The organism is Thermaerobacter litoralis (assembly GCF_054654595.1).
This window is the reverse complement of record NZ_BAAIES010000004.1, coordinates 93,772-114,114: the sequence shown is the minus strand read 5'-3', so window position 1 is coordinate 114,114 and position 20,343 is coordinate 93,772. Positions and strand designations below refer to the sequence as shown.

General features: G+C 74.7%; 20 protein-coding genes. All 20 read left to right on the top strand.

The features are described 5' to 3' along the window. Positions 1-121: 121 nt before the first annotated feature. The 20 genes from ACYQ02_RS02280 to ACYQ02_RS02185 all read left to right on the top strand — a co-directional run bounded on the left by ACYQ02_RS02280 (position 122) and on the right by ACYQ02_RS02185 (position 20,330). Complete coding sequence (locus ACYQ02_RS02280) at positions 122-409, top strand: DUF503 domain-containing protein (protein WP_460038820.1); 288 nt, start codon at positions 122-124, stop codon at positions 407-409. Positions 410-452: 43 nt separating this feature from the next. Further along, a complete protein-coding gene (gene rbfA, locus ACYQ02_RS02275; protein WP_460038819.1) occupies positions 453-1,028 on the top strand; it encodes a 30S ribosome-binding factor RbfA in 576 nt (191 codons plus the stop codon). Next, positions 1,028-2,176, top strand: coding sequence for a DHH family phosphoesterase (locus tag ACYQ02_RS02270; RefSeq protein WP_460038818.1), 1,149 nt, complete (start codon positions 1,028-1,030; stop codon positions 2,174-2,176). Before rbfA ends, ACYQ02_RS02270 begins: the two co-directional genes overlap by 1 nt. Continuing rightward, positions 2,173-3,372, top strand: coding sequence for a tRNA pseudouridine synthase B (locus tag ACYQ02_RS02265; protein WP_460038817.1), 1,200 nt, complete (start codon positions 2,173-2,175; stop codon positions 3,370-3,372). The genes ACYQ02_RS02270 and ACYQ02_RS02265 overlap by 4 nt, the downstream gene beginning before the upstream one ends. A 63-nt stretch (positions 3,373-3,435) precedes the next feature. After that, entirely contained in the window at positions 3,436-4,413 is a 978-nt protein-coding gene (locus tag ACYQ02_RS02260) for a bifunctional riboflavin kinase/FAD synthetase (RefSeq protein ID WP_460038816.1), read from the top strand. Between the two features lie 233 nt (positions 4,414-4,646). Next, positions 4,647-4,916, top strand: a complete 270-nt coding sequence (gene rpsO, locus ACYQ02_RS02255; RefSeq protein ID WP_006904927.1) for a 30S ribosomal protein S15 — start codon at positions 4,647-4,649, stop codon at positions 4,914-4,916. A 71-nt stretch (positions 4,917-4,987) separates the two neighbouring features. Further along, a complete protein-coding gene (locus tag ACYQ02_RS02250) occupies positions 4,988-7,258 on the top strand; it encodes a polyribonucleotide nucleotidyltransferase (protein ID WP_460039029.1) in 2,271 nt (756 codons plus the stop codon). 241 nt (positions 7,259-7,499) lie between these two features. Next, positions 7,500-8,801 carry a M16 family metallopeptidase gene (locus ACYQ02_RS02245; protein ID WP_460038815.1) on the top strand — a complete coding sequence of 434 codons (1,302 nt, stop codon included), beginning with the start codon at positions 7,500-7,502 and terminating at the stop codon, positions 8,799-8,801. Then, the gene (gene dut / locus ACYQ02_RS02240; RefSeq protein WP_460038814.1) at positions 8,798-9,289 is read left to right on the top strand and encodes a dUTP diphosphatase; all 492 of its coding nucleotides are present in this window, start codon (positions 8,798-8,800) and stop codon (positions 9,287-9,289) included. Before ACYQ02_RS02245 ends, dut begins: the two co-directional genes overlap by 4 nt. A gap of 105 nt (positions 9,290-9,394) precedes the next feature. Next, positions 9,395-9,664: a YlmC/YmxH family sporulation protein gene (locus tag ACYQ02_RS02235; RefSeq protein ID WP_460038813.1), complete on the top strand. Its 270-nt coding sequence runs from the start codon at positions 9,395-9,397 to the stop codon at positions 9,662-9,664. A 66-nt stretch (positions 9,665-9,730) separates the two neighbouring features. Then, a complete protein-coding gene (locus tag ACYQ02_RS02230; protein WP_460038812.1) occupies positions 9,731-10,228 on the top strand; it encodes a DUF1269 domain-containing protein in 498 nt (165 codons plus the stop codon). 201 nt (positions 10,229-10,429) lie between these two features. Beyond that, complete coding sequence (dapB, locus tag ACYQ02_RS02225) at positions 10,430-11,215, top strand: 4-hydroxy-tetrahydrodipicolinate reductase (RefSeq protein ID WP_460039028.1); 786 nt, start codon at positions 10,430-10,432, stop codon at positions 11,213-11,215. Positions 11,216-11,219: 4 nt separating this feature from the next. Continuing rightward, positions 11,220-12,083: an NAD(P)-dependent oxidoreductase gene (locus ACYQ02_RS02220; RefSeq protein ID WP_460038811.1), complete on the top strand. Its 864-nt coding sequence runs from the start codon at positions 11,220-11,222 to the stop codon at positions 12,081-12,083. Positions 12,084-12,225: 142 nt separating this feature from the next. Then, on the top strand, positions 12,226-12,810 hold the full coding sequence (locus ACYQ02_RS02215; RefSeq protein WP_460038810.1) for a dipicolinate synthase subunit B: 585 nt from the start codon (positions 12,226-12,228) through the stop codon (positions 12,808-12,810). A 163-nt stretch (positions 12,811-12,973) separates the two neighbouring features. Continuing rightward, positions 12,974-13,993 (top strand): aspartate-semialdehyde dehydrogenase, encoded by a 1,020-nt coding sequence (locus ACYQ02_RS02210; protein ID WP_460038809.1) that lies wholly within the window; start codon positions 12,974-12,976, stop codon positions 13,991-13,993. A 108-nt stretch (positions 13,994-14,101) separates the two neighbouring features. Further along, positions 14,102-15,463, top strand: a complete 1,362-nt coding sequence (gene dapG / locus ACYQ02_RS02205) for an aspartate kinase (RefSeq protein WP_460038808.1) — start codon at positions 14,102-14,104, stop codon at positions 15,461-15,463. Positions 15,464-15,589: 126 nt separating this feature from the next. After that, positions 15,590-16,480, top strand: a complete 891-nt coding sequence (dapA, locus tag ACYQ02_RS02200) for a 4-hydroxy-tetrahydrodipicolinate synthase (protein ID WP_460038807.1) — start codon at positions 15,590-15,592, stop codon at positions 16,478-16,480. Between the two features lie 420 nt (positions 16,481-16,900). Beyond that, positions 16,901-18,541, top strand: coding sequence for a ribonuclease J (locus ACYQ02_RS02195; protein WP_460038806.1), 1,641 nt, complete (start codon positions 16,901-16,903; stop codon positions 18,539-18,541). 138 nt (positions 18,542-18,679) lie between these two features. Then, positions 18,680-19,801 (top strand): ClpP family protease, encoded by a 1,122-nt coding sequence (locus ACYQ02_RS02190; RefSeq protein WP_460038805.1) that lies wholly within the window; start codon positions 18,680-18,682, stop codon positions 19,799-19,801. 307 nt (positions 19,802-20,108) lie between these two features. After that, positions 20,109-20,330, top strand: coding sequence for a YlzJ-like family protein (locus ACYQ02_RS02185; protein WP_460038804.1), 222 nt, complete (start codon positions 20,109-20,111; stop codon positions 20,328-20,330). Positions 20,331-20,343 lie beyond the last annotated feature (13 nt).

The following is a 20,343-nucleotide window of genomic DNA, read 5'->3' as shown; positions in this document are numbered from 1 at the left end:
GCGGAGAGTGCCGGCGGTTCGAGGCGCGGGACGGGGTGCCCGCCGGGGCCGGCGCCAGGCCGTCTCCTCCGCTGGGGCCAGCGCCGGTCGCCTCTGCCGACGGGGGCCGGGAGGTGGCAGCATGGCGGCCTTCGTGGGCCTTTGCCAGGTGACCCTGGCGGTGCCGGGCAGCACGTCCCTCAAGGACAAGCGCCGGGTCCTGCGCAGCATCGTCGACCGGCTGCGCCAGCGCTACGCCCTGGCGGTGGCGGAGGTGGGGTCCCAGGACGCCTGGCAGCGGGCGGACATCGCCTTCGCCTGCGTCAGCGGGGAGGCCTCGCGCTGCGAGGCCATCCTGGCCGAGTGCCTGCGCTGGCTGGAGACCCGGGCCGACATCGAACTCTTGCACGTGGAGACCGAGATCCTCTGAGACCTGCGGCAGAGGGTCTCCGGGGCAGGTGATGGGTGTGTCGGTGAAGCGTCGCGAACGGGTGGCAGAGGCGGTGCAGGAGGCCCTGGCGGAGATCCTGCGGCGGGTCAAGGACCCCCGGGTGGGCATGGCCGCGGTGACCGGGGTCGAGCTCTCGCCCGACCTGCGCCACGCCCGGGTACGGATCAGCGTCATCGGCGACGACGAGGCGCGCCGGCGCACCATGGAGGGCCTCGAACGGGCCCGCGGCTTCATTCGCTCCGAGCTGGGCCGCGCCATCCGGCTGCGCCACGTCCCGGAGCTGGACTTCCGCCTGGACGACTCGGCCGCTTACAGCGTTCGCATCGCCCAGCTGCTGCGGGAGATCCGGGCCGCCGAGGGGCCGGCCCAAGGCCCGGCGGAGGGGCCGGTGACGGGCGCCGCTCCCGCAGGGGGGCCGGCGGCCGGTCACGGTCCCGCAGGGGAGCCGGCGGCGGGTCCTGCTCCCGCCGGGGAGCCGGCGGGGCAACCCGCCCGCGAGGCCGGTTCCACCGCGGTCCCGGGCCCGGCCGTCCCGGAGCCCGCCACCGGGGACGAGGCCGGCGGGGCGACGGACTCCACGGGGAAGGGGGCGCGTTGATGGCCGGCAGGATGGACGGTCCGGCCGGTCCGGACGAACCCGGCCCGGCGCCGGCCGCCGGCGCGGGCGCCACGGGCGGCCGGCCGGAGGGAGCCGCTCCGGTGCCGGACGGGGAGTGGCACCGGGTGGTGGAGGCCTTGCGGAGCGGGCGGCGGTACGCCCTGTTCCTCCATCTCTCGCCCGACGGCGACAGCATCGGCTCCACCCTGGCCCTGGGGCTCGCCCTGGAGCGCCTGGGCAAGCGGACGGTCTGGGTGGGCGCCGACCTGCCCGGCGACGCCTACCGGTTCTTGCCGCACAGCGAGCGGTTCCGCCTGTGGAACGAGGTGGAGGAGGACTGGTCCCAGTACGATGCGGCGGTCCTTCTGGACTGCGCGGACCTGGACCGGGTGGGACCGGCCCGCACCGCCATCGACCGCATCGGCCGGGTCATCAACGTCGACCACCACCCGTCCAACCGGCGTTACGGCGATGTCAACTACATCGAGCCCGGGGCGGCGGCGGTGGGGGAGATCACGGCGCGGCTGATCGACGCTCTGGGCGTGCCCCTGGACCTGCCCATGGCCTACGGCGTCTACACGGCGATCCTGACCGACACGGGCTCGTTCCAGTATGAGAACACCCGCCCGTCGACCCTGCGGCTGGCCGCGCGCCTGCTGGAACTGGGCGTCGAGCCCCAGCGGGTCTCCCAGTCGGTCTTCGAGCAGCGCCCCCTGCGGGTGCTGCGCCTGCTGCGGGAGGCCCTGGGCACCCTGGAGGTGGGGGCCGGCGGCCGCCTGGCCTGGATGACCGTCTCCCGGGCCATGATGGACCGGGCGGGGGCCCAGCGCGGCGATACCGAGGGGTTCGTCAACTACCCCCGCTCCCTGGCCGGGGTGGAGGTCGCCCTGCTGTTCCTGGAAGAGCCCGACGGCCGGGTCCGGGTCAGCTGGCGGTCCAACCGGGAGGTGGACGTCAGCCGGCTGGCGGCGCGGTTTGGCGGTGGCGGCCACGCCCGGGCGGCCGGGTGCACCCTGGCCGGGCCCCTGGAGCGCGCCCAGGTCCAGGTGCTGCAGGAGGTCGCCCGCCATCTGGAGGAACAGGCCGCCGGGGAGGGTCCCGGGGAGACCCCCGGCGCCCTGGGGCCGGCGGGGGAGGCCCGCCGGTGACGGCCGGTGGGGCTCGGGCCGAGCCGGCCCGCCCCGTCGGCCCGCCGGGCTCCGGAGGCGCCGCCGGCAGCCGGGCGGAGCCCGTCCAGGCCCGCCCCGGTCCCGGAACCGCCCGGCGGCGGCCCGCCCCGCGGGCGGGGGCCGGCCCCGAGCGGGCCGGCGTGATCCCGGTCCTCAAGCCGCCGGGCATGACCTCCCACGACGTGGTCGACGCCTGCCGGCGGTTCTTCGGCCTGCGGCGGGTGGGTCACGCCGGGACCCTGGACCCGGCGGCGGCGGGGGTCCTGGTGGTGTGCCTGGGCGCGGCGACCCGCCTGGCGGAGTACCTGAGCGACGCCCCCAAGGCCTACCGGGCGGAGATCTGGCTGGGCGTCACCACCGACAGCCTGGACAGTGAGGGCCGGGTGGCGGATCTCCCCCCGGCCGGGGCCGCCGGGCTGGGTGGTCCCGGCCCCCAGCCGCCGGGGCCGGGCGGCGGCTCCCAGGCCGTGGGGCTCGACGAGGGCCGGCTGCGCCACGCCCTGGCCCGGCTGACGGGGCCCCAGCTGCAGGTTCCCCCGGCGGTGTCGGCCGTGCGCCAGGGGGGCGAGCGGGCCTACCGCCGGCAGCGCCAGGGCGAGACCGTCGACCTGGCGCCGCGGCCCGTCACCGTCTACCGCTTCGACCTGGTGGCCTGGTGGCCGGGTCCCGTGCCCCGCCTGCTGGTCGACGTGGTGTGCAGCAAGGGCACGTACGTGCGCGCCCTGGCCCGGGACCTGGGGGCGGCCCTGGGGGTGCCGGCGATGCTCGCCGCCCTGATCCGCACCGCCCAGGGGGCCTTTCACCTGGACCACGCGGTGACGTTGGAGGAACTGGCCGCCGGGGCCGGGGGCGACGGCACCGGCCCCAGGCGCGGGCTGGTGGCGCCGGCCGAGGCCCTGGGCTTCCTGCCGGCTTGGGTGCTGGATCCGGCCGAAGCCCGCCGGGTCCTCCACGGCAGCCCGCCGCGGGCCCGGCCGCAGCCCTGGGACGTCCCGCCGGCGCCGCCGCCAGGAACGGGTCCGGGCCCGGCGGGGACCGGTGACGGCGAGGGGCCGCCCGAGCGGGTCCGGTTGCTGGATCCCCAGGGGCGCCTCCTGGCGGTGGCGCAGCTGCGGCGGGACGGGGCCGGCTGGCGGGCCGTACCGGAGAAGGTCCTGCCGCCGGAACCGCGCTGACAGGCGCCGAAGGGGCTTAGAGCCCCGGCCGGGACGGGGCCAGGACGGGCTAGGAGAGTGGGCATGGAGGTCATCCACGGAATCACCAACTGGCGCGGGACGCAACCGACCTGCGTCGCCATCGGCACCTTCGACGGGGTCCACCGGGGCCATCAGGCCCTGTTACGCGGGGCGGTGGCGGCCGCCCGGGCCCAGCAGGCCCAGGCGGTGGCCCTCACCTTCGATCCCCATCCTTTGGCGGTGCTGGCGCCGGAGAAGATGCCGCCCCTGCTGGGCACCCTGGAGGACCGGCTGGCCCTGTTCGCCGCCCTGGGCCTGGACCGGGTGCTGGTGGCCCGGTTCGACCGGGCTCTGGCCCAGACGCCCGCCGAGGAATTCGCCCGGCAGGTGCTGGCGGGCCGCCTGGGGGCCCGGGCCGTGTTCGTCGGTTACAACTTCCGCTTCGGCCGGGGTGGGGCGGGGACGCCGGAGGACCTGGAGCGCTGGGGCCGCCAGTGGGGGTTCTGGACCCACACGGTGCCGCCCGTGCGGGTCGGCGACCAGCTGGTGTCCAGCAGCTGGGTCCGCGGCCTGCTGGAGATGGGGCAGGTGGAGGTGGCGGCGACGGCCCTGGGCCGGCTCTATTCGGTGGCCGGCCGGGTGGTGCGCGGCGAGGGCCGCGGCGCGGGGCTGGGCTTCCCCACCGCCAACCTGGACCTGCCCCCGGGGCTGGCCCTGCCGGCGCCGGGGGTCTACGCCGTCTGGGTCCGCACCCCGCAGGGCCTTTTCCCGGGGGTGGCCAACCTGGGCCGGCGGCCCACCTTCGGCGGGGGAGCGCTGCGGCTGGAGGTCCACCTGCTGGACGGGGGCGGGGACCTGTACGGCCAGACCCTGCGGGTCGGCTTCGCCCGGCGCCTCCGGGAAGAGCGCCGCTTCAACGGGCCCGCGGAGCTGGTGGCCCAGATCGGCCGCGACGTGGCGGCGGCGCGGGAGGCCCTGGGGGAGCCCCCCCAGGGCGATCCCCTCCTGGGCGATCTCCTCCTGGACGCCGGTTCGTCCTGAACCGGGCGGCCGGAGGGGTCGCGGCCACCCGTTCATGCCGCCGGCCCGCGCAAGGCCACGCCGTTTGCCAACGCCCGGCGCCGTTGTTACAATCTTTTCGACCTTTGACATCGCCGGGTCCGACGAGGCCCGGGACGGGCCCGCGGCGGCGATCCCCCGGCGAAGCCGGCCGTTCCTCCGGCGGCGGCCTGGCCGGGCGGGGATGCCCGGGCCCTGGAAAGGGAGGAGCCAGCATGGCGCTGAGCCAGGAGCGCAAGCAGCAGCTGATCAAGGAGTTCGCCCAGCACGAGCAGGACACGGGCTCGCCCGAGGTCCAGGTGGCCATCCTGACCGAGCGGATCAACGAGCTCACCGAGCACCTGCGCCGCCACAAGAAGGACCACCACTCGCGCCGCGGCCTGCTGAAGATGGTGGGCAAGCGCCGCCGGCTGCTGCAGTACCTGAAGAGCCGGGACGCCGAACGGTATCAGGCCGTCATCACACGCCTGGGCCTGAGGCGCTGAGTTTGCCGGCAAGAGCGGGCACCCGCCCGCTCTTGTCCTTTCCTTGGAGGGGAGGGCCCGACGACTTGGACATGGAGACCCCGACAGGCGACATCAAGCAGGTTTTCCGAACGGAGCTGGCCGGGCGGCCGCTGGTGGTGGAGATCGGCCAGCTGGCCCAGCAGGCCAACGGCAGCGCCCTGGTGCGCTACGGCGACACGGTGATCCTGGCGACCGCCACGGCCTCCAAAGAGCCGCGGCAGGGCATCGACTTCTTCCCCCTGCGGGTCGACTGGGAGGAGCGCCTGTACGCCGCGGGCCGCATCCCGGGCTCCTTCTTCCGCCGGGAGGGCAAGCCCAGCGAGCGGGCCATCCTCTCGGGCCGGCTGACGGACCGGCCGCTGCGGCCCCTGTTCCCCAAGGGCTACCGCAACGACGTCCAGATCATCGTCACCACCCTGTCCTACGACGACGACTGCTCGCCGGAGATCGCCGGCATCATCGGCGCCTCGGTGGCCCTGGGGATCTCCGACATCCCGTGGAACGGGCCCGTCGGGGCGGTGGAGGTCGGCCTGCTGGACGGCGAGCTGGTGATCAACCCCACCGCGGCCCAGCGGGAGCACAGCCGGCTCGACCTGACGGTGGCCGGGACCAAGGACGCCATCAACATGGTGGAGGCCGGCGCCCACGAGGTGCCCGAGGCGACGATCCTGGACGCCATCTTCCGCGGCCATGAGGAGATCCGGCGGCTGGTGGCCTTCCAGGAGGAGATCATCGCCCGGTGCGGCAAGCCCAAGGCCGAGCCGGTCCTCTACGAGCCCGATCCGGCCGTGGCCGTGGCGGTGCGCACCCGGTACACCGAGCGGCTGCGGGCGGCCATCAACCACCCGGACAAGCAGGCGCGGGAGGCCGCCGTCGACGAGGTGAAGAAGACGGCCCTGGCCGAGCTGCTCCAGGAGTTCCCCGAGGCGGAGATGGACATCAAGCACGTCCTGGATGACGTGCTCAAGGAGATCGTCCGCCGGCAGATCCTGGAGGAGGGCGTGCGCCCCGACGGCCGCCGGCCCGACGAGATCCGTCCCATCCACGTGGAGGTGGGCCTGCTGCCCCGGGCCCACGGGTCCGGGCTCTTCCAGCGCGGCCAGACCCAGGTGCTCACGGTGGCGTCCCTCGGCGCCCCGGGGGACCGGCAGATGCTGGACACCCTCGGGCAGATCGAGGAGTTCAAGCGCTACATGCACCACTACAACTTCCCGCCCTACAGCACCGGCGAGGTGGCGCCGCTCCGGGCGCCCAGCCGGCGGGAGATCGGCCACGGCGCCCTGGCGGAGCGGGCCCTGGTGCCGGTTCTTCCCGACGAGCTGGAGTTTCCCTACACGATCCGGCTGGTCTCAGAGGTGCTGAGCTCCAACGGGTCCACGTCCATGGCCAGCACCTGCGGCAGCACCCTGGCCCTGATGGACGCGGGCGTGCCGATCCGGGCCCCCGTGGCCGGGGTGGCCATGGGCCTGATCAAGGAGGGCGACCGCTTCGCCGTCCTGACGGACATTCAGGGCATCGAGGACCACCTGGGCGACATGGACTTCAAGGTGGCCGGCACCCGGGAGGGTGTGACGGCGATCCAGATGGACATCAAGATCGCCGGCGTCGACCGGGCGGTGCTGGAGACCGCCCTGGAGCAGGCCCGGGTGGGGCGCCTGTTCATCCTGGACAAGATGCTGGCCGTGATCGACAAGCCGCGTCCGGAACTGTCGCCCTACGCGCCGCGGATCATCATCATGCAGATCCCGGTGGAGAAGATCCGGGAGGTCATCGGCCCCGGCGGCCGCATGGTGAACCGCATCGCCGACGAGTGCGGGGTCAAGATCGACATCGAGGACGACGGCAAGGTCTACATCGCGGCCCAGACCCAGCAGGGCGGCGAGAAGGCGAAGGAGTGGATCGAGCAGATCGTCGCCGACGTGGAGGTGGGCAGCGTCTACCTGGGCAAGGTGACGCGGCTCATGACCTTCGGCGCCTTCGTCGAGATCCTGCCGGGCAAGGAGGGGCTGGTCCACGTCTCCCGCCTGGCGCCCCAGCGGGTGCCCAAGGTGGAGGACATGGTGCGTCCCGGCGACACGGTGCTGGTCAAGGTGGTGGAGATCGACGACCTGGGCCGGGTCAACCTGTCGCGCAAGGACGCCATCGAGGAGCAGCCCGAGAAGAAGCACATGGAGCAGCTCAGCGGGCCGCGGGCCCACGACTTCGACGAGCCGGTGCCCGTGGGTGGAACCGGCGAGCGGCGCGGGCCGGCCGGGCGCAACGGGCGGCCCGGCGGCGGTCCCGGCGGGATGGGCGGCCCCCGCGGCCGGCGGCGGCGGTGAGGGTGCCGCCGGTTCGTCCGAGCCGGCGCCGCCTGGCCCAAGAGGTGAAGCTTCCCCCAGCGGGAAGCTTTTTCTTTGGGGTTGGGGCTTCGTTGGGCCGTGGGGACGGGGCGCAGGACGGTGACGGTGGAACCGGCCGGCCGGCGCCGGCCGGCTGGGGCCGGCGCCGGCCAACAAGCCCAGGGGAGGCGCCCGGCGGCGCGCGCCGGGTCTTGGCCGGGTGAGGGGAAGGAGGCCTGGGATGAACGGACGGCACGGTGCGGCAGGTCGCAGCAGCAGCTGGGCCGGCACCCCCTATCGCATCACCACCCTGCCCAACGGCCTGCGGGTGGTCAGCGAGACGGTGCCGGGAGTCCGTTCGGTGACGGTGGGCGTCTGGTTCCGCACCGGCTCCCGGGATGAGCCGGAGGCCCAGGCGGGGATCGCCCACCTGCTGGAGCACATGGCCTTCAAGGGCACCGAGCGCCGCACCGCCCGGGAACTGGCCGAGGTGGTCGACCGGGTGGGCGGGCAGATGAACGCATATACGTCGAAGGAGGACACGTCGTTCTACATCCGCGTCCTCGACGAGCACTTCGAGCTGGGCATGGAGATCCTGGCCGACATGCTGCTCCGCTCCCGCTTCGACGCCGAGGAGCTGGAGAAGGAGAAGCGGGTCATCCTGGAAGAGATCAAGATGTACGAGGACGACCCGGAGGACGTGGTCCACGACCTGGCCGTGCAGACCCTGTGGCCCGGCCACCCGCTGGGCCGGCCGGTCATCGGCTTCGAGGCGACGGTCTCCGCCGTCGAGCGGGCGACCCTGGTCGACTTCTGGCGCCACCACTACGAGCCGGGGCGGGCGGTGATCGCCGTAGCGGGCCACGTCGAGCATGCCCGGGTGGTGGAGGCGGTCCAGCGCGACTTCGGCGGCTGGACGCCGGCCGGCGCCCCCGGGCGGCAGGAACCGCCCGTGCCCCAGGGCGTCGAGGCGTGGCGGCAGAAGGCCATCGAGCAGGTCCACCTGTGCCTGGTGGCGCCCGCGGCGGCCTACGGCAGCGACGAGCTCTACGCCGAGACGGTGCTGTCCAACATCCTGGGTGGCGCCTCCAGCTCGCGCCTCTTCCAGGTGATCCGGGAGGACCACGGCCTGGCCTACTCGGTCTACACCTTCCACGGGGGCTACTCGGACACCGGCCTCTTTGGCATCTACGCGGCGACCAGCCCCGAGACGGCGCCCCAGGTGCTGGAGCTGATCGGCCGGGAGTGCCGCCGGATCCTCCAGGAGGGCGTCAGCCCCGACGAGCTGGCCCGTACCCGGGACCAGATCAAGGCGAACCTGCTGATGGGCCTGGAGAGCACGGGCAACCGGATGAACCGGCTGGGCCGGTCGCTGTTGATGCTGGACCGGGTCGTCACCGTGGACGAGGTGGTGCGCCGGGTGGAGGCGGTCACGGCCGACGACGTCGCCCAGGCGGCGGCGCGCCTGCTGGATCGCGACCGCTGGGTGCTGGCCGGGGTGGGGCCGGCCGAGTCCATGGCCCTGAGGGAGTGCATCCCATGAGCGGCGCCGGCGCAAGCGGGGCGGGGGTTTCCGGCGGCGCCGGGCCGGGGGAGGTGCCGGTGGCCGTCCGCCGCCTGCACCCCCGGGCCCGGGTGCCCGTCTACGCTACCGAGCTGGCGGCAGGCTGCGATCTGGCGGCGGCCCTGGACCAGCCGGTCGCCATTCCGCCGGGCGGCATCGCGCGGATCCCGACGGGGCTGGCCGTGGCCCTGCCGCCGGGCTATGAGGCCCAGGTGCGGCCGCGCAGCGGCCTGGCGGCGCGGCACGGGCTGACCGTGCTCAACGCGCCGGGCACCGTGGACGCCGACTACCGGGGCGAGATCCAGGTGTTGCTGGTGAACCTGGGACCCGAGCCGGTGACCGTCGCGCCGGGCGACCGCATCGCCCAGCTGGTGGTCGCGCCCGTGGTGCGCGCCCGGTTCGTCGAGGTCGACCAGCTGCCGCCCACCGCGCGGGGCGAGGGCGGCTTCGGCAGCACGGGACGGTGAACGCCGGCGGCCGCCGGCCCGGGCGGGCACCCGGTGCCCAAGGGGCCGCCGGGACCGCGGCGCGCGGGGGCTCCGGCCACGGCCGCCACCGGGGAGCGAGAGAGGGTGCGGTGGACCCACCTGGCCGGCAAGGAGATCATCGACATCACCCATGCCCGGCGTCTGGGCCGGGTCGCCGACGCCGACCTGGTCTTCGACCCGGCCACGGGCCAGATCGTGGAGCTGCGGCTGGCCGGGCCGCCGCGCCCCTTCTGGCGCGGCGGGCGCCGCGTGCTGGTGGTGCCCTGGTCGGCCATCCGCCGCATCGGCGACGACCTGGTCCTGGTCGAGCTGCCGCCGGAAGGGAGCGCGGGGGCGGGCCGGCCGGCGCATTAGCCCGCAGGGGCGGGTGCAGGCTACCACCGGGTGCCCGGAACCGGGCACCGGAAGGGGGTAGCACGGTTGGCCAAGACGGTCATCGGTTCCTTCGACAGCCGGCAGCAGGCGGAAGCCGCCGTCGAAGCCCTCAAGGCGCGCGGCGTCAAGGAACAGGAGATCTCCCTGGTCTCCCGGCGGGAGGGCGGTGCCCGGGAGGGGCGGGATGCGGACCCGTCCTTCACCAACCAGTCCTTGAGCGAGGGCACCGCCTGGGGCGCCGGGATCGGCGCCGGCGCGGGCTTGCTGGCCTCGGCCGGCGCGCTGGCCATCCCCGGCATCGGCCCCCTGGTGGCGGCGGGCCCCCTGGCGGCCACCCTCTCGGGCGCCGCGGCCGGCGGGCTGGCGGGTGGCCTGGTGGACTGGGGCATCCCCGAGGCGGAGGCCCGCGAGTTCGAAAACAAGGTTCGGCAGGGCAAGACCCTTTGCGCCGTCCGCTGCGACGACGCGAAGGTCAACGACGTCGCCCAGGTCCTCCGCCAGCACGGCGCCGCCGACGTCAAGACCCATCCAGCCGCCCGCTGACGCCCGCCGACGTGCGGCGCTTCCCCGCCGTCCCAGGCGTACCGTGGCGCCCCGGGGTTCCCGCCCCGGGGCGCCCCGTTGCGTATAATGGAGAGGATTGGGGAGGGAGCCGCCGGCGCGGCGGTCCCGGTCCCCCGCGCGCCGCCTGGCCGGCCCGCGGGCGGCCGGGCGCGCGCCGGGGCCGCGGAGGGATCGGCGTTGGTGCGCGTGATCGTGTGCGGCGCCACCGGCCAGACGGGCCGCGCCATCACCCGGGGCCTGCTGGCCGAGCCGGACATCCAGCTGGTCGGCGCGGTGGCGTCCCATGCCGCCCCGGACGTGGGGGTCGAGGTGGGGGCGGGCCCGGCCGGCGTGCCCCTGGACACCGACCTGGCCACGGTGCTGGCCCGGACGGCGGCCGACGTGCTGGTCGACTTCACGGTGGCCCCCGTGGCCGAGCGCCACCTGCGGGTGGCGGTGGAGCACGGGGTGGCGCCGGTGGTGGGGACCACGGGCCTCTCCGCCGAAGCGCTCAAGGCCCTGGAGGAGGCGTGCCGGTCCCGCCAGCTGGGGGCGGCGGTGATCGCCAACTTCTCCATCGGGGCGATGCTGCTGGCCCAGCTGGCGGCGGTGGCCGCGGAGCTGATGCCGGATCTGGAGATCGTCGAACTCCACCACGACCGCAAGCGGGATCGCCCGTCGGGCACGGCCCTGCGGCTGCGCCAGCGGCTGAAGGCCGTGACGGGCCGGACCGCCCCCGTCCACAGCGTGCGCCTGCCCGGACTGGTCGCCCATCACCGCGTGCTCTTCGGCGGCCGCGGCGAGGTCCTGACCATCGCCCACGACAGCCTGAGCCGGGATTCCTTCGTCCCGGGGGTCCTGGTGGCCGTGCGCCACGTGCGGGAGCTGGCGGGCCGGGTTGCCTACGACCTGGAGGAACTGGTCGCCCTGTCGGCCCGGCGCGGCGGCGAGCCGGGGCGCCTGGCAGCCCGGCGGCGGCGGGGGTGAGCCCATGGCGGGAGGATCGGCGGCGCCCGTGGTGGCGGTGATCACCACCGACGAGCGCCAGGTCGCCTGCGCCCGGGCCCTGGCCGCCCGGGGGTGGACCGTCCGCTGGTGGGGCCAGCCTGTGGAGGGCCTGCCGGGCGATGGGACCGCCGGTGCGCTGGACGGGGCCGCGGTGGTGGTGGGGCCTGTGACGGGCGGGCCCACGGCGGGCCTGATGACCACCGCCGGCGCCACGTGGGTCGAACCGGCCCGCTGGCCCCTGGCCGCCGGGGTGCTGTACATCGGCGGGCGGCCCGGGCCGGCCGTCGAGGCGGCGGTGGCGGCCGCCGGCGGCCGGGTGTACGACATCCTGACGGACGAGGCTTTTGCCGAGGCCAACGCCTGGCCCACCGCCGAGGGGGCGGTGCTGCAGGCCCAGCAGCTGGACCGGCGGGTGGTCGGCGGGCGGCCGGTGGTGGTGGTGGGCTACGGCCGCTGCGGCCGGGCCCTGGCCCGGCTGCTGCGGGGATTCGGCTGTTCCGTGACGGTGGTGGCCCGGCGGCCCGAGGCCCGGGCCGCAGCCGAGGCGGCCGGCGCGGCGGCCGTGCCCCTGGAAGGGTTGAGGGAGGCCGTGGCTCGGGCCGATCTGGTCTTCAACACCGTGCCGGCCCTGGTCCTGGGCGACCCCGAGCTGGCCGCCCTGCCCCCGGGGGCCCTGGTCATCGACATCGCCTCCCACCCCGGCGGCGTGGACTGGGCGGCGGCCCGGCGGCGGGGCGTCCGGGCCCACCTGGAGCTGGGCCTGCCGGCCCGGTTCTTCCCGGTGACGGCGGGCGAGATCCTGGCCGGCCGGGTCGTGGCCGTGGCCCAGGGGACCGCGGCCCCTTGACCGGTCAAGAAACCTGACAGGGACGAGCCCAAATCCCGGGCGACGGGGTGACCCCACCGCCGTGGGCGCCATAGGGTGCCCATGAACGGCCCGGTTCCGGGCCGGGGCGCGAGATCCGCCTGCGGCGGGGAGGGGTTGGGCAGTGCTCAAGGGACGGCGCGTGGGGTTCGCGCTCTGCGCGTCCCATCACAACCTGGATACGGTCCTGGGTTGGGTGGAACGGTTCGTCGCCGAGGGGGCCGACGTCTACCCCATCGTGTCCCACTCGGTGGCGACCGTGGCCACCCGCCACGGGACGCCGGATCAGTGGCTCTCGCGGCTGGAGGCCATCACCGGCCGCACGCCCTGGCGCACGATCCCGGAGGTCGAGCCCATCGGCCCGCGGCGCCTGCTGGACGTGCTGGTCATCGCCCCCTGCACCGGCACGACCCTGGCCAAGCTGGCCAACGGATTCAGCGACTCGGCGGTGCTGATGGCGGCCAAGGCCCAGCTGCGCAACCAGCGGCCCGTGGTGCTGGCCATCTCGACCAACGACGCGCTGGGGCTCAACGCCCGCAACCTGGCGACGCTGCTGAACACGAAGAACGTCTACTTCGTCCCCTTTGGCCAGGATAATCCTGACGAGAAGCCGAACTCTCTGACGTCGCGCTTCGATTTGCTGCCCGAGACGGTGGCGGCGGCCCTGGAGGGGCGCCAGCTGCAGCCCTTGCTGGTGGTGCCCCGCTAGGGCGCCGCGGCGGGCGGGTTCTTCCATCGATCGAAACCGGTGGCCGGGAGGCCGGCGGCGTCGAGACAGGAGACCGGAAGGCCGCCCGGGACGAACCGGCCGCTGCCGGCCGGCGGCGGCCGGCCGGCGGCTGCCGGCGATTGTGGGGAGGTTGGAGCAGGGCATGGGATACCGGGTAGCCGTGGTGGGGGCGACGGGGCTCGTCGGCCAGCAGGTGCTGCGGATCCTGGAGGAGCGGCGCTTCCCCGTCGACGAGTTGCGGCCGCTGGCCACCTCCCGCTCGGCGGGGCGGGCGGTGGCCTTCGGGGGCGCCGACTGGGAGGTCCGGGAGGCGACGGCCGAGGCCCTGCGGGGGTGCGACTTCGCCTTCTTCGCCGCCAGCGGGGACGTGAGCCGGGAGCTGGCGCCGGTGGCGGCCCGCGCCGGCACCGTGGTCATCGACAAGTCCAACACCTTCCGCATGGACCCGGAGGTCCCCCTGGTCGTGCCGGAGGTCAACGGCCACGCCCTGGCGCGGCACCGGAACCTGATCGCCAGCCCCAACTGCTCCACCATCCAGCTGGTGGTCGCGCTGAAGCCGATCCTCGACCGCTTCGGCCTGGAGCGGGTGGTGGTGTCGACCTACCAGGCCGTCTCGGGCACCGGCGCCGCCGCCCTGGAGGAGCTGGAGGCGGAGGTGCGGGCGGACGGGCAGGGGAGCGGGTTCGAGCCCCAGGTCTACCCCCGGCCCATCGCCTTCAACGTGTTGCCCCATTGCGACCGCTTCGAGGACGAGGGCTACACCCTGGAAGAGTGGAAACTGGTGCGGGAGAGCCGCAAGATCCTGGAGCGGCCCGATCTGGCGGTGACGGCCACGGCTGTGCGGGTGCCGGTGCGGGTCGGCCACAGCGAGGCGGTGTGGCTCCAGACGCGGGAGGACGCCTCGGTCGCTGACCTGCGCCAGGTCCTGTCGTCGGCGCCGGGGGTCGTGCTGGTCGACGACCCGGCCTCCGCGGCCTACCCGACGCCCCTGGAGGTGGCCGGCCACGACGAGGTGTACGTCGGCCGGGTGCGCCGCGATCCCACGGCCCCCCGCGCCTTCTGGCTGTGGATCGTGGCCGACAACCTGCGCAAGGGGGCGGCCACCAACGCCGTCCAGATCGCCGAGGCCCTGGTGGGGGCGGAGACCCCGGCGGGGCGGTAGGCGCCCGGCGGGCGGGCAGGAGGCGGCCCGCGGCCGCCGCGTCCACCCAGGGGCGAAGGACGGACCCGCGACATGCGGAGAGGAAACCCGTAAAGGAACGAGGCGACCGTGCGGATCATCGTGCAGAAGTTCGGCGGCACCTCCCTGCGGGGCGAGGCGGAGCGGGCGGCCGCTGCGCGCCACGTGGTGGCCGCCGTCCAGGACGGCCTGCGCCCGGTGGTGGTGGTCTCCGCCATGGGCCGGCAGGGCGATCCCTATGCCACCGACACCCTGCTGGCGCTGGCGCGGGGCGTTCACCCGCGCCTGGCCCCGCGGGAACAGGATCTTTTGATGGCCTGCGGCGAGATCATCTCGTCGGTGGTGTTCGTCCAGGAGCTGCGGGCCCGGGGAATCCAGGCCGTCGCCCTGACCGGCGGCCAGGCCGGGATCCTCACCGACGACCAGTTCGGCGATGCCCGCATCCTGCGGGTCGACCCGGCCCCCTTGCGCCGCCTGTTGGAACGGGGGCTGGTGCCCGTGGTGGCCGGCTTCCAGGGCATGACCGAGGACGGCCGGGAGTTCACCACCCTGGGCCGGGGCGGCAGCGACACCACCGCCGCCGCCCTGGGCGTCGCCCTGCGGGCCGAGGTGGTGGAGATCTACACCGACGTGGACGGCGTCAAGACCGCCGACCCGCGGCTGGTGCCCGAGGCCCGGACCCTGAGCACCGCCACCTACGACGAGATCGTCCAGATGGCCCATGAGGGCGCCCGGGTGGTCCACCCCCGGGCGGTGGAACTGGCGATGCGGGGCAACGTGCCCCTGCGCATCCGCAGCACCTTCAGCGACGACCCGGGCACGCTGATCACCCGCCACTGGGAGGTCGACCAGGTCTGGCCGGACCTGCGCCAGGCGCGGGCGGTGACGGGCATCACCCACATCCCCGGCCTGACCCAGATCACCCTGCATACCGCGGCTGACGACGACCTGGGCCTGAACGTGCGCCTGTTCCGCAGCCTGGCCGACCGGGGGATCAGCGTCGACATGATCAACGTCTCGCCCCGCCGCAAGTCCTTCGTGGTGCGGGACGACCGGGCCGAGGAGGCCCGCCGCGCCCTGGAGGAGCTGGGGTTGGAGCCGGAGCTGCGGCCGGGCTGTGCCAAGGTGACGGTGGTGGGGGCCGGCATGCACGGCGTGCCCGGGGTCATGGCCCGGGTGGTGGAGGCCCTGAAGGCCGCCGGGGTGTCGATCCTCCTGACCGTCGACTCCCACATGACCATCTCCTGCCTGGTCGACGGGGACGACCTGGGCCGCGCCGTGCGGGCCCTTCACGAGCACTTCGGCCTGGGCGCCGTGGAGCCCCTGCTGGACGGGCCCGAGCGGGCGCCCCGGGACCGGGGAGGGGCCGCGGCGCCGGTGGCGCCGGCGGGCAGCCCATCGGTGAAAGGGGGGCGGGAAGGCGGGCCCGCGGCGGCGGAGGGCCGGCCGTAAGCCCGGCCGTGAGCCCTGCCGGCCCGGGCCGGTTCGTCCAGGACCATGGGGGCTTCTGCTGGGTGGAGCCCGGGAGGATGCGAAGGCGTTGGCGGGTGGCGCGAAGCGGACGAGGAGGGAGGGCCGGTGGCCGATTACGGTTCGGTGATCACCGCCATGGTGACGCCCTTCGACGCGGAGGGGCGTCTCGATGCCCAGCGGGCGGGCGCCCTGGCGCGCCGGCTGGTGGAGGCGGGTTCCGACGGCATCGTGGTGGCGGGCACCACGGGCGAGTCCCCCACCCTGACCGAGGACGAGCGGGCGGCCTTGCTGGCGGCGGTTCTGGACGCCGTCGGGGACCAGGTCTTCGTCTGGATGGGGACGGGGACCAACGACACGGCGACGTCGGTGCGGCTGACCCGGGCGGCGGAGCAGCAGGGGGCCCACGGCGTGATGGTGGTCGCCCCGTACTACAACAAGCCGCCCCAGGCGGGGATGCTGGCCCACTTCCGGGCCGTGGCGGAGGCCACGTCCCTGCCCGTGATGATCTACAACGTGCCCGGGCGGACGGCGTCCAACCTGGAGCCGGCCACCCTGGCGCGGCTGGTGGAGCAGGCGCCCAACGTGGTGGCCGTCAAGGAGGCCAGCGCCAACCTGGACCAGGTGGGCGAGGTGCGCCGGCTGCTGCCGCGCCCCTTCCGCGTCTATTCGGGCGACGACAGCCTCTTGCTGCCCATCCTGGCGGTGGGGGGCGACGGCGTCGTCAGCGTCGCCTCCCACCTGGTGGCAAGGGAACTGCGGCAGCTGGTGGACGCCTTCCGCGCCGGCCGGGTGGAGGAGGCGGCGGCCATCCACCTGCGCCTGCTGCCCCTGTTCAAGGGCCTGTTCTGGACGGCCAACCCGATTCCCGTCAAGACCGCCTTGCGCTGGGTCGGCTTCGACGCCGGCGGCTTCCGGCCGCCCCTGGTCGAGATGCCGGACGAACTGGCCCAGCGCCTGCGCCAGGTCCTGCGCGAGCTGGAGCTGGTGCCGGCCTGACGGGCGCCGCCCTTGGGCCTTCGAGCGCAGCGGCCCCGGGCGGGGTCGCCCCCGCGCAAGACCCGGCGATCCCGGCCGCGCCGGCCGGGATCGCCGGGGGCCGGCGGGTCGCCCTGGCGCCCGCTGCCGGGGCCGGGTATAATACCGGCAGCGGATTCGGGTTCGGGATGCCACCGCGCCGTGGCGCGGGGCATTTCTTTGTGTCTCATCGCAAGGTGGAGCCCCGCCGCCGTCCTGCGGGCCGCCGCGCAGGGCGGGGCGGGGTCGGGCGCGGGCGAGGGAACCCCCTTTGGGGTGCGGAGGCCCGCGGCCGCCGGTGCCCCGTGCACCGGCGGCCGGCCGGTTCGTCCGCAGCCCTCGCCGCCCATGCCGAGGAGGTGGACGAGGATCGCGGCACAGGGTAAGGGATCCGCGGTCACGATGGTGCCGCTGGGCGGGCTGGGCGAGATCGGCAAGAACATGATGGTGCTGGAGACAGAGCAGGACCTGATCGTCATCGATGCGGGTCTGGCCTTTCCCGGCGACGACATGCCCGGCGTCGACGTCGTGATCCCGGACTACAGCTATCTCATCGAGCGCCGGCAGAAGCTTCGCGGCATCTTCCTCACCCACGGGCACGAGGACCACATCGGCGGGATCCCCTACCTGCTGAAGGAGATCCAGGCGCCCATCTACGCCACGCGCCTCACCCTGGGTCTGGTGGAGCGCAAGCTGGAGGAGGACAAGCGGGCCCTGCCGCCCCGGTCCCGGGCCATCCGGCCCGGGGAGCGGGTCAAGGCCGGGGCCTTCACCGTCGAGCCCTTCCTGGTCAACCACAGCATCCCCGACTCGGTGGGCTTCGCCATCCGGACGCCGGTGGGGCTGTTCATCCACACGGGGGACTTCAAGTTCGACCAGACGCCCATCGACGGGCGGGTGGCCGATTACCAGCGACTGGCGGCCTACGGCGCCGAGGGCGTCCACGTGCTGATGATGGACAGCACCAACGCCGAGCGGCCCGGCGTGACGGGCTCCGAGCGCCAGGTGGGCGAGGCCCTGGCCAACGTCTTCCGGCAGGCGCGGGGCCGGATCCTGATCGCCAGCTTCGCCAGCCACCTGCACCGGCTGCAGCAGGTCTTCGACCTGGCGGCCCAGTTCAAGCGGCGGCTGGCGGTGATCGGGCGCAGCATGGAGAACGCCGTGGAGGTGGCGATCAAGCTGGGGTACCTGCGGGACACCGGCGGCGTCCTGACCCCGGCGGACAAGATCGGCGACCTGGCCCCCGAGCGGGTCGTGGTGCTGATGACCGGCAGCCAGGGCGAACCCCTTTCGGCCCTGGCCCGGGCGGCCACGGGCGAGCTGCGCAAGCTGGAGCTGATCCCGGGCGACACGGTGGTCATCGCGGCCAACCCCATCCCGGGCAACGAGAAGCTGGTCCAGCGCACCATCGACAACCTGTTCCGGCGCGGCTGCCAGGTGGTCTACGGCCCCCACGCGGGGGTCCACGTCTCCGGCCACGGCTCCCGGGAGGAGCTGCGGCTCATGCTTAACCTGACGCGGCCGCGGTTCTTCATCCCGGTCCACGGCGAGTACCGGCACCTGCTGCACAACGCCGAGCTGGCCCGGTCCGTGGGGATTCCCGACAACCACATCCTGATCGGCGAGAACGGCACGGTCTTCGAGATCACGGCCTCCAGCGCCCGCATCCGCGGCAAGGTGGCGGCCGGCGCGGTGATGGTGGACGGGCTGGGGGTCGGCGACGTGGGCAACGTGGTGCTGCGCGATCGCCGGCAGCTGGCCCAGGACGGCGTGCTGATCGTGGCCATGGTGCTCCACCGGGAGCAGCGCAAGGTGATCTCGGGACCCGATCTGATCACCCGCGGCTTCGTCTACATGCGGGAGTCGGAGGACCTGCTGGCCGAGGCGCGGGAGCGGGCGGTCAAGGCGCTCAACGGCATCGACGAGCAAGACATCACCGAGTGGTCGAACATCAAGGCGGCGGTGCGCGACGCCCTGGGCAAGTTCCTCTACGAGCGCACGGGGCGGCGCCCGGTGATCCTGCCCATCGTGCTGGAGGTCTGAGGCGGTTTCAGCGGCAGCGGAGATCTCGCAGCGCGCCGGCGGCGGGCCCAGGGCCCGCCGCCGGCGCTTCCGGGGGCCGGTTCGTCCGGGCTGGGCAGGCATCCCGGCGGCCATACTACAGGCCGAGGAGGGATACCCTTGCCTGCACCGGACCAGCGCTTCCGGGCGACCCAGCCGGGGCCGCCCACCACCGTGCCCTATACCCCCGTGCCGGCAACCCCCGGCCGGGGACCGGGGGGCGACGGGGGGCCGGGGGCCGACCACCCACCGATGGGCGAGGCGGCGGCCAACATCAAGGAGATGGGGACCGACCGGGTGCCCCAGTCGCCGCCGGACATCCACGTGCTGACCATCGTCGGGCAGGTGGAGGGCCATCTCCAACTGCCCGCCCAGAACAAGACGACCAAGTACGAGCACATCATCCCCCAGCTGGTGGCGGTGGAGCAGAACCCTGCCATCAAGGGGCTGCTGGTGATCCTCAACACCGTGGGCGGTGACGTGGAGGCGGGCCTCGCCCTGGCGGAGCTGATCCGCTCCCTGTCCAAGCCCAAGGTGTCCATCGTCCTGGGCGGCGGCCACTCCATCGGCGTTCCCATCGCCGTGGCGGCCGACGTCAGCTTCATCGCGCCCACCGCCACCATGACGATCCATCCCATCCGGCTGACGGGCCTGGTCATCGGCGTCCCCCAGAGCTACGAGTACCTGGACAAGATGCAGGAGCGGATCATCCGCTTCGTGGTGGAGAATTCCCGTATCAGCCGCGACCGCTTCCGGGAGCTGATGTTCCGCACCGGCGAGCTGGCCCGGGACATCGGCACCGTCCTGGTCGGGGAGGATGCGGTGCGGGAGGGCCTGATCGACGAGGTGGGCGGTCTGGCCCAGGCCGTGCAGCGGCTGAACCAGCTGATCGCCCAGCAGCGGGAGGGGCGGCCGGCGGCCGCGGCCGGCGGGGGCGGGCCCGCGCCGGCGGCCGTTCCCGGGAACGGGATGGCGGGCGCGGCACCCCTCGGGACGGGTCCAGCGGGTCCAGCGGGCACGGCGGCCTGGCCGGCCTCGCCTTCGCTTCCCGGGACGGCGCCTCTTCCCGCGACGGCGGCTCCCGCGCCGGGCTGGGGCGGGGGGACGGCACCCGGCTGGGGTGGGGGTCTTGGACCAGGGACGAACCCGCCGGGGTGGAACCCGCCCGGGGGCGCAGCCGGCCGGCCGGGCACGCCCTGGCCGCCCGTGACGCCGGCGAGCAACCGGCGCGGGGGCCGGTAAGCCGATCCCCCCGGGCCGGGGCTGGCCGGCAAGGGTGGCGGGGTGGGGGGGATGCCGGGATGGGGAGGTAACGCAAGGGCCCGCGCCGCCCCGCGGGTCGGACGCGGGCCCCGGCCCCGGCAACAACGCCCTCACCCGTTAGGCTGAGTCCGCCGCCGGCCCCTCATTCCACGCCCCGGCGCCAGGCCGGGAGCCGGCCGCGGGCCGGCGGCCGGGACGGCCCTCCGGACCTCCCGCCGTCCCGGGCTGCGGCCCCGGCGGGGTGCCGCCCGGCGGGGCGCCCCGCCGAGTCGAAAGGAGGATGGCCATGCTGCTCTACACCGTCGTCCCCCTCCACCAGGTGCTGGAGGGGTGGGACGCGCCCCGGCCGGAGCCGGTGGAGATGCAATTCAACGGCCGGACGGTGCTGGTGGAACCCGATTCCCCCTACGGCGGCCGCATCGTCCGCCTGCTCTCCAGCGACCCCAACGACTTCCTCGATCCCACCTTCCAACCCGGGCGCCGGTTGTTCTGGTGGGGGCCCCGCTGACGGCGGGGCCCCC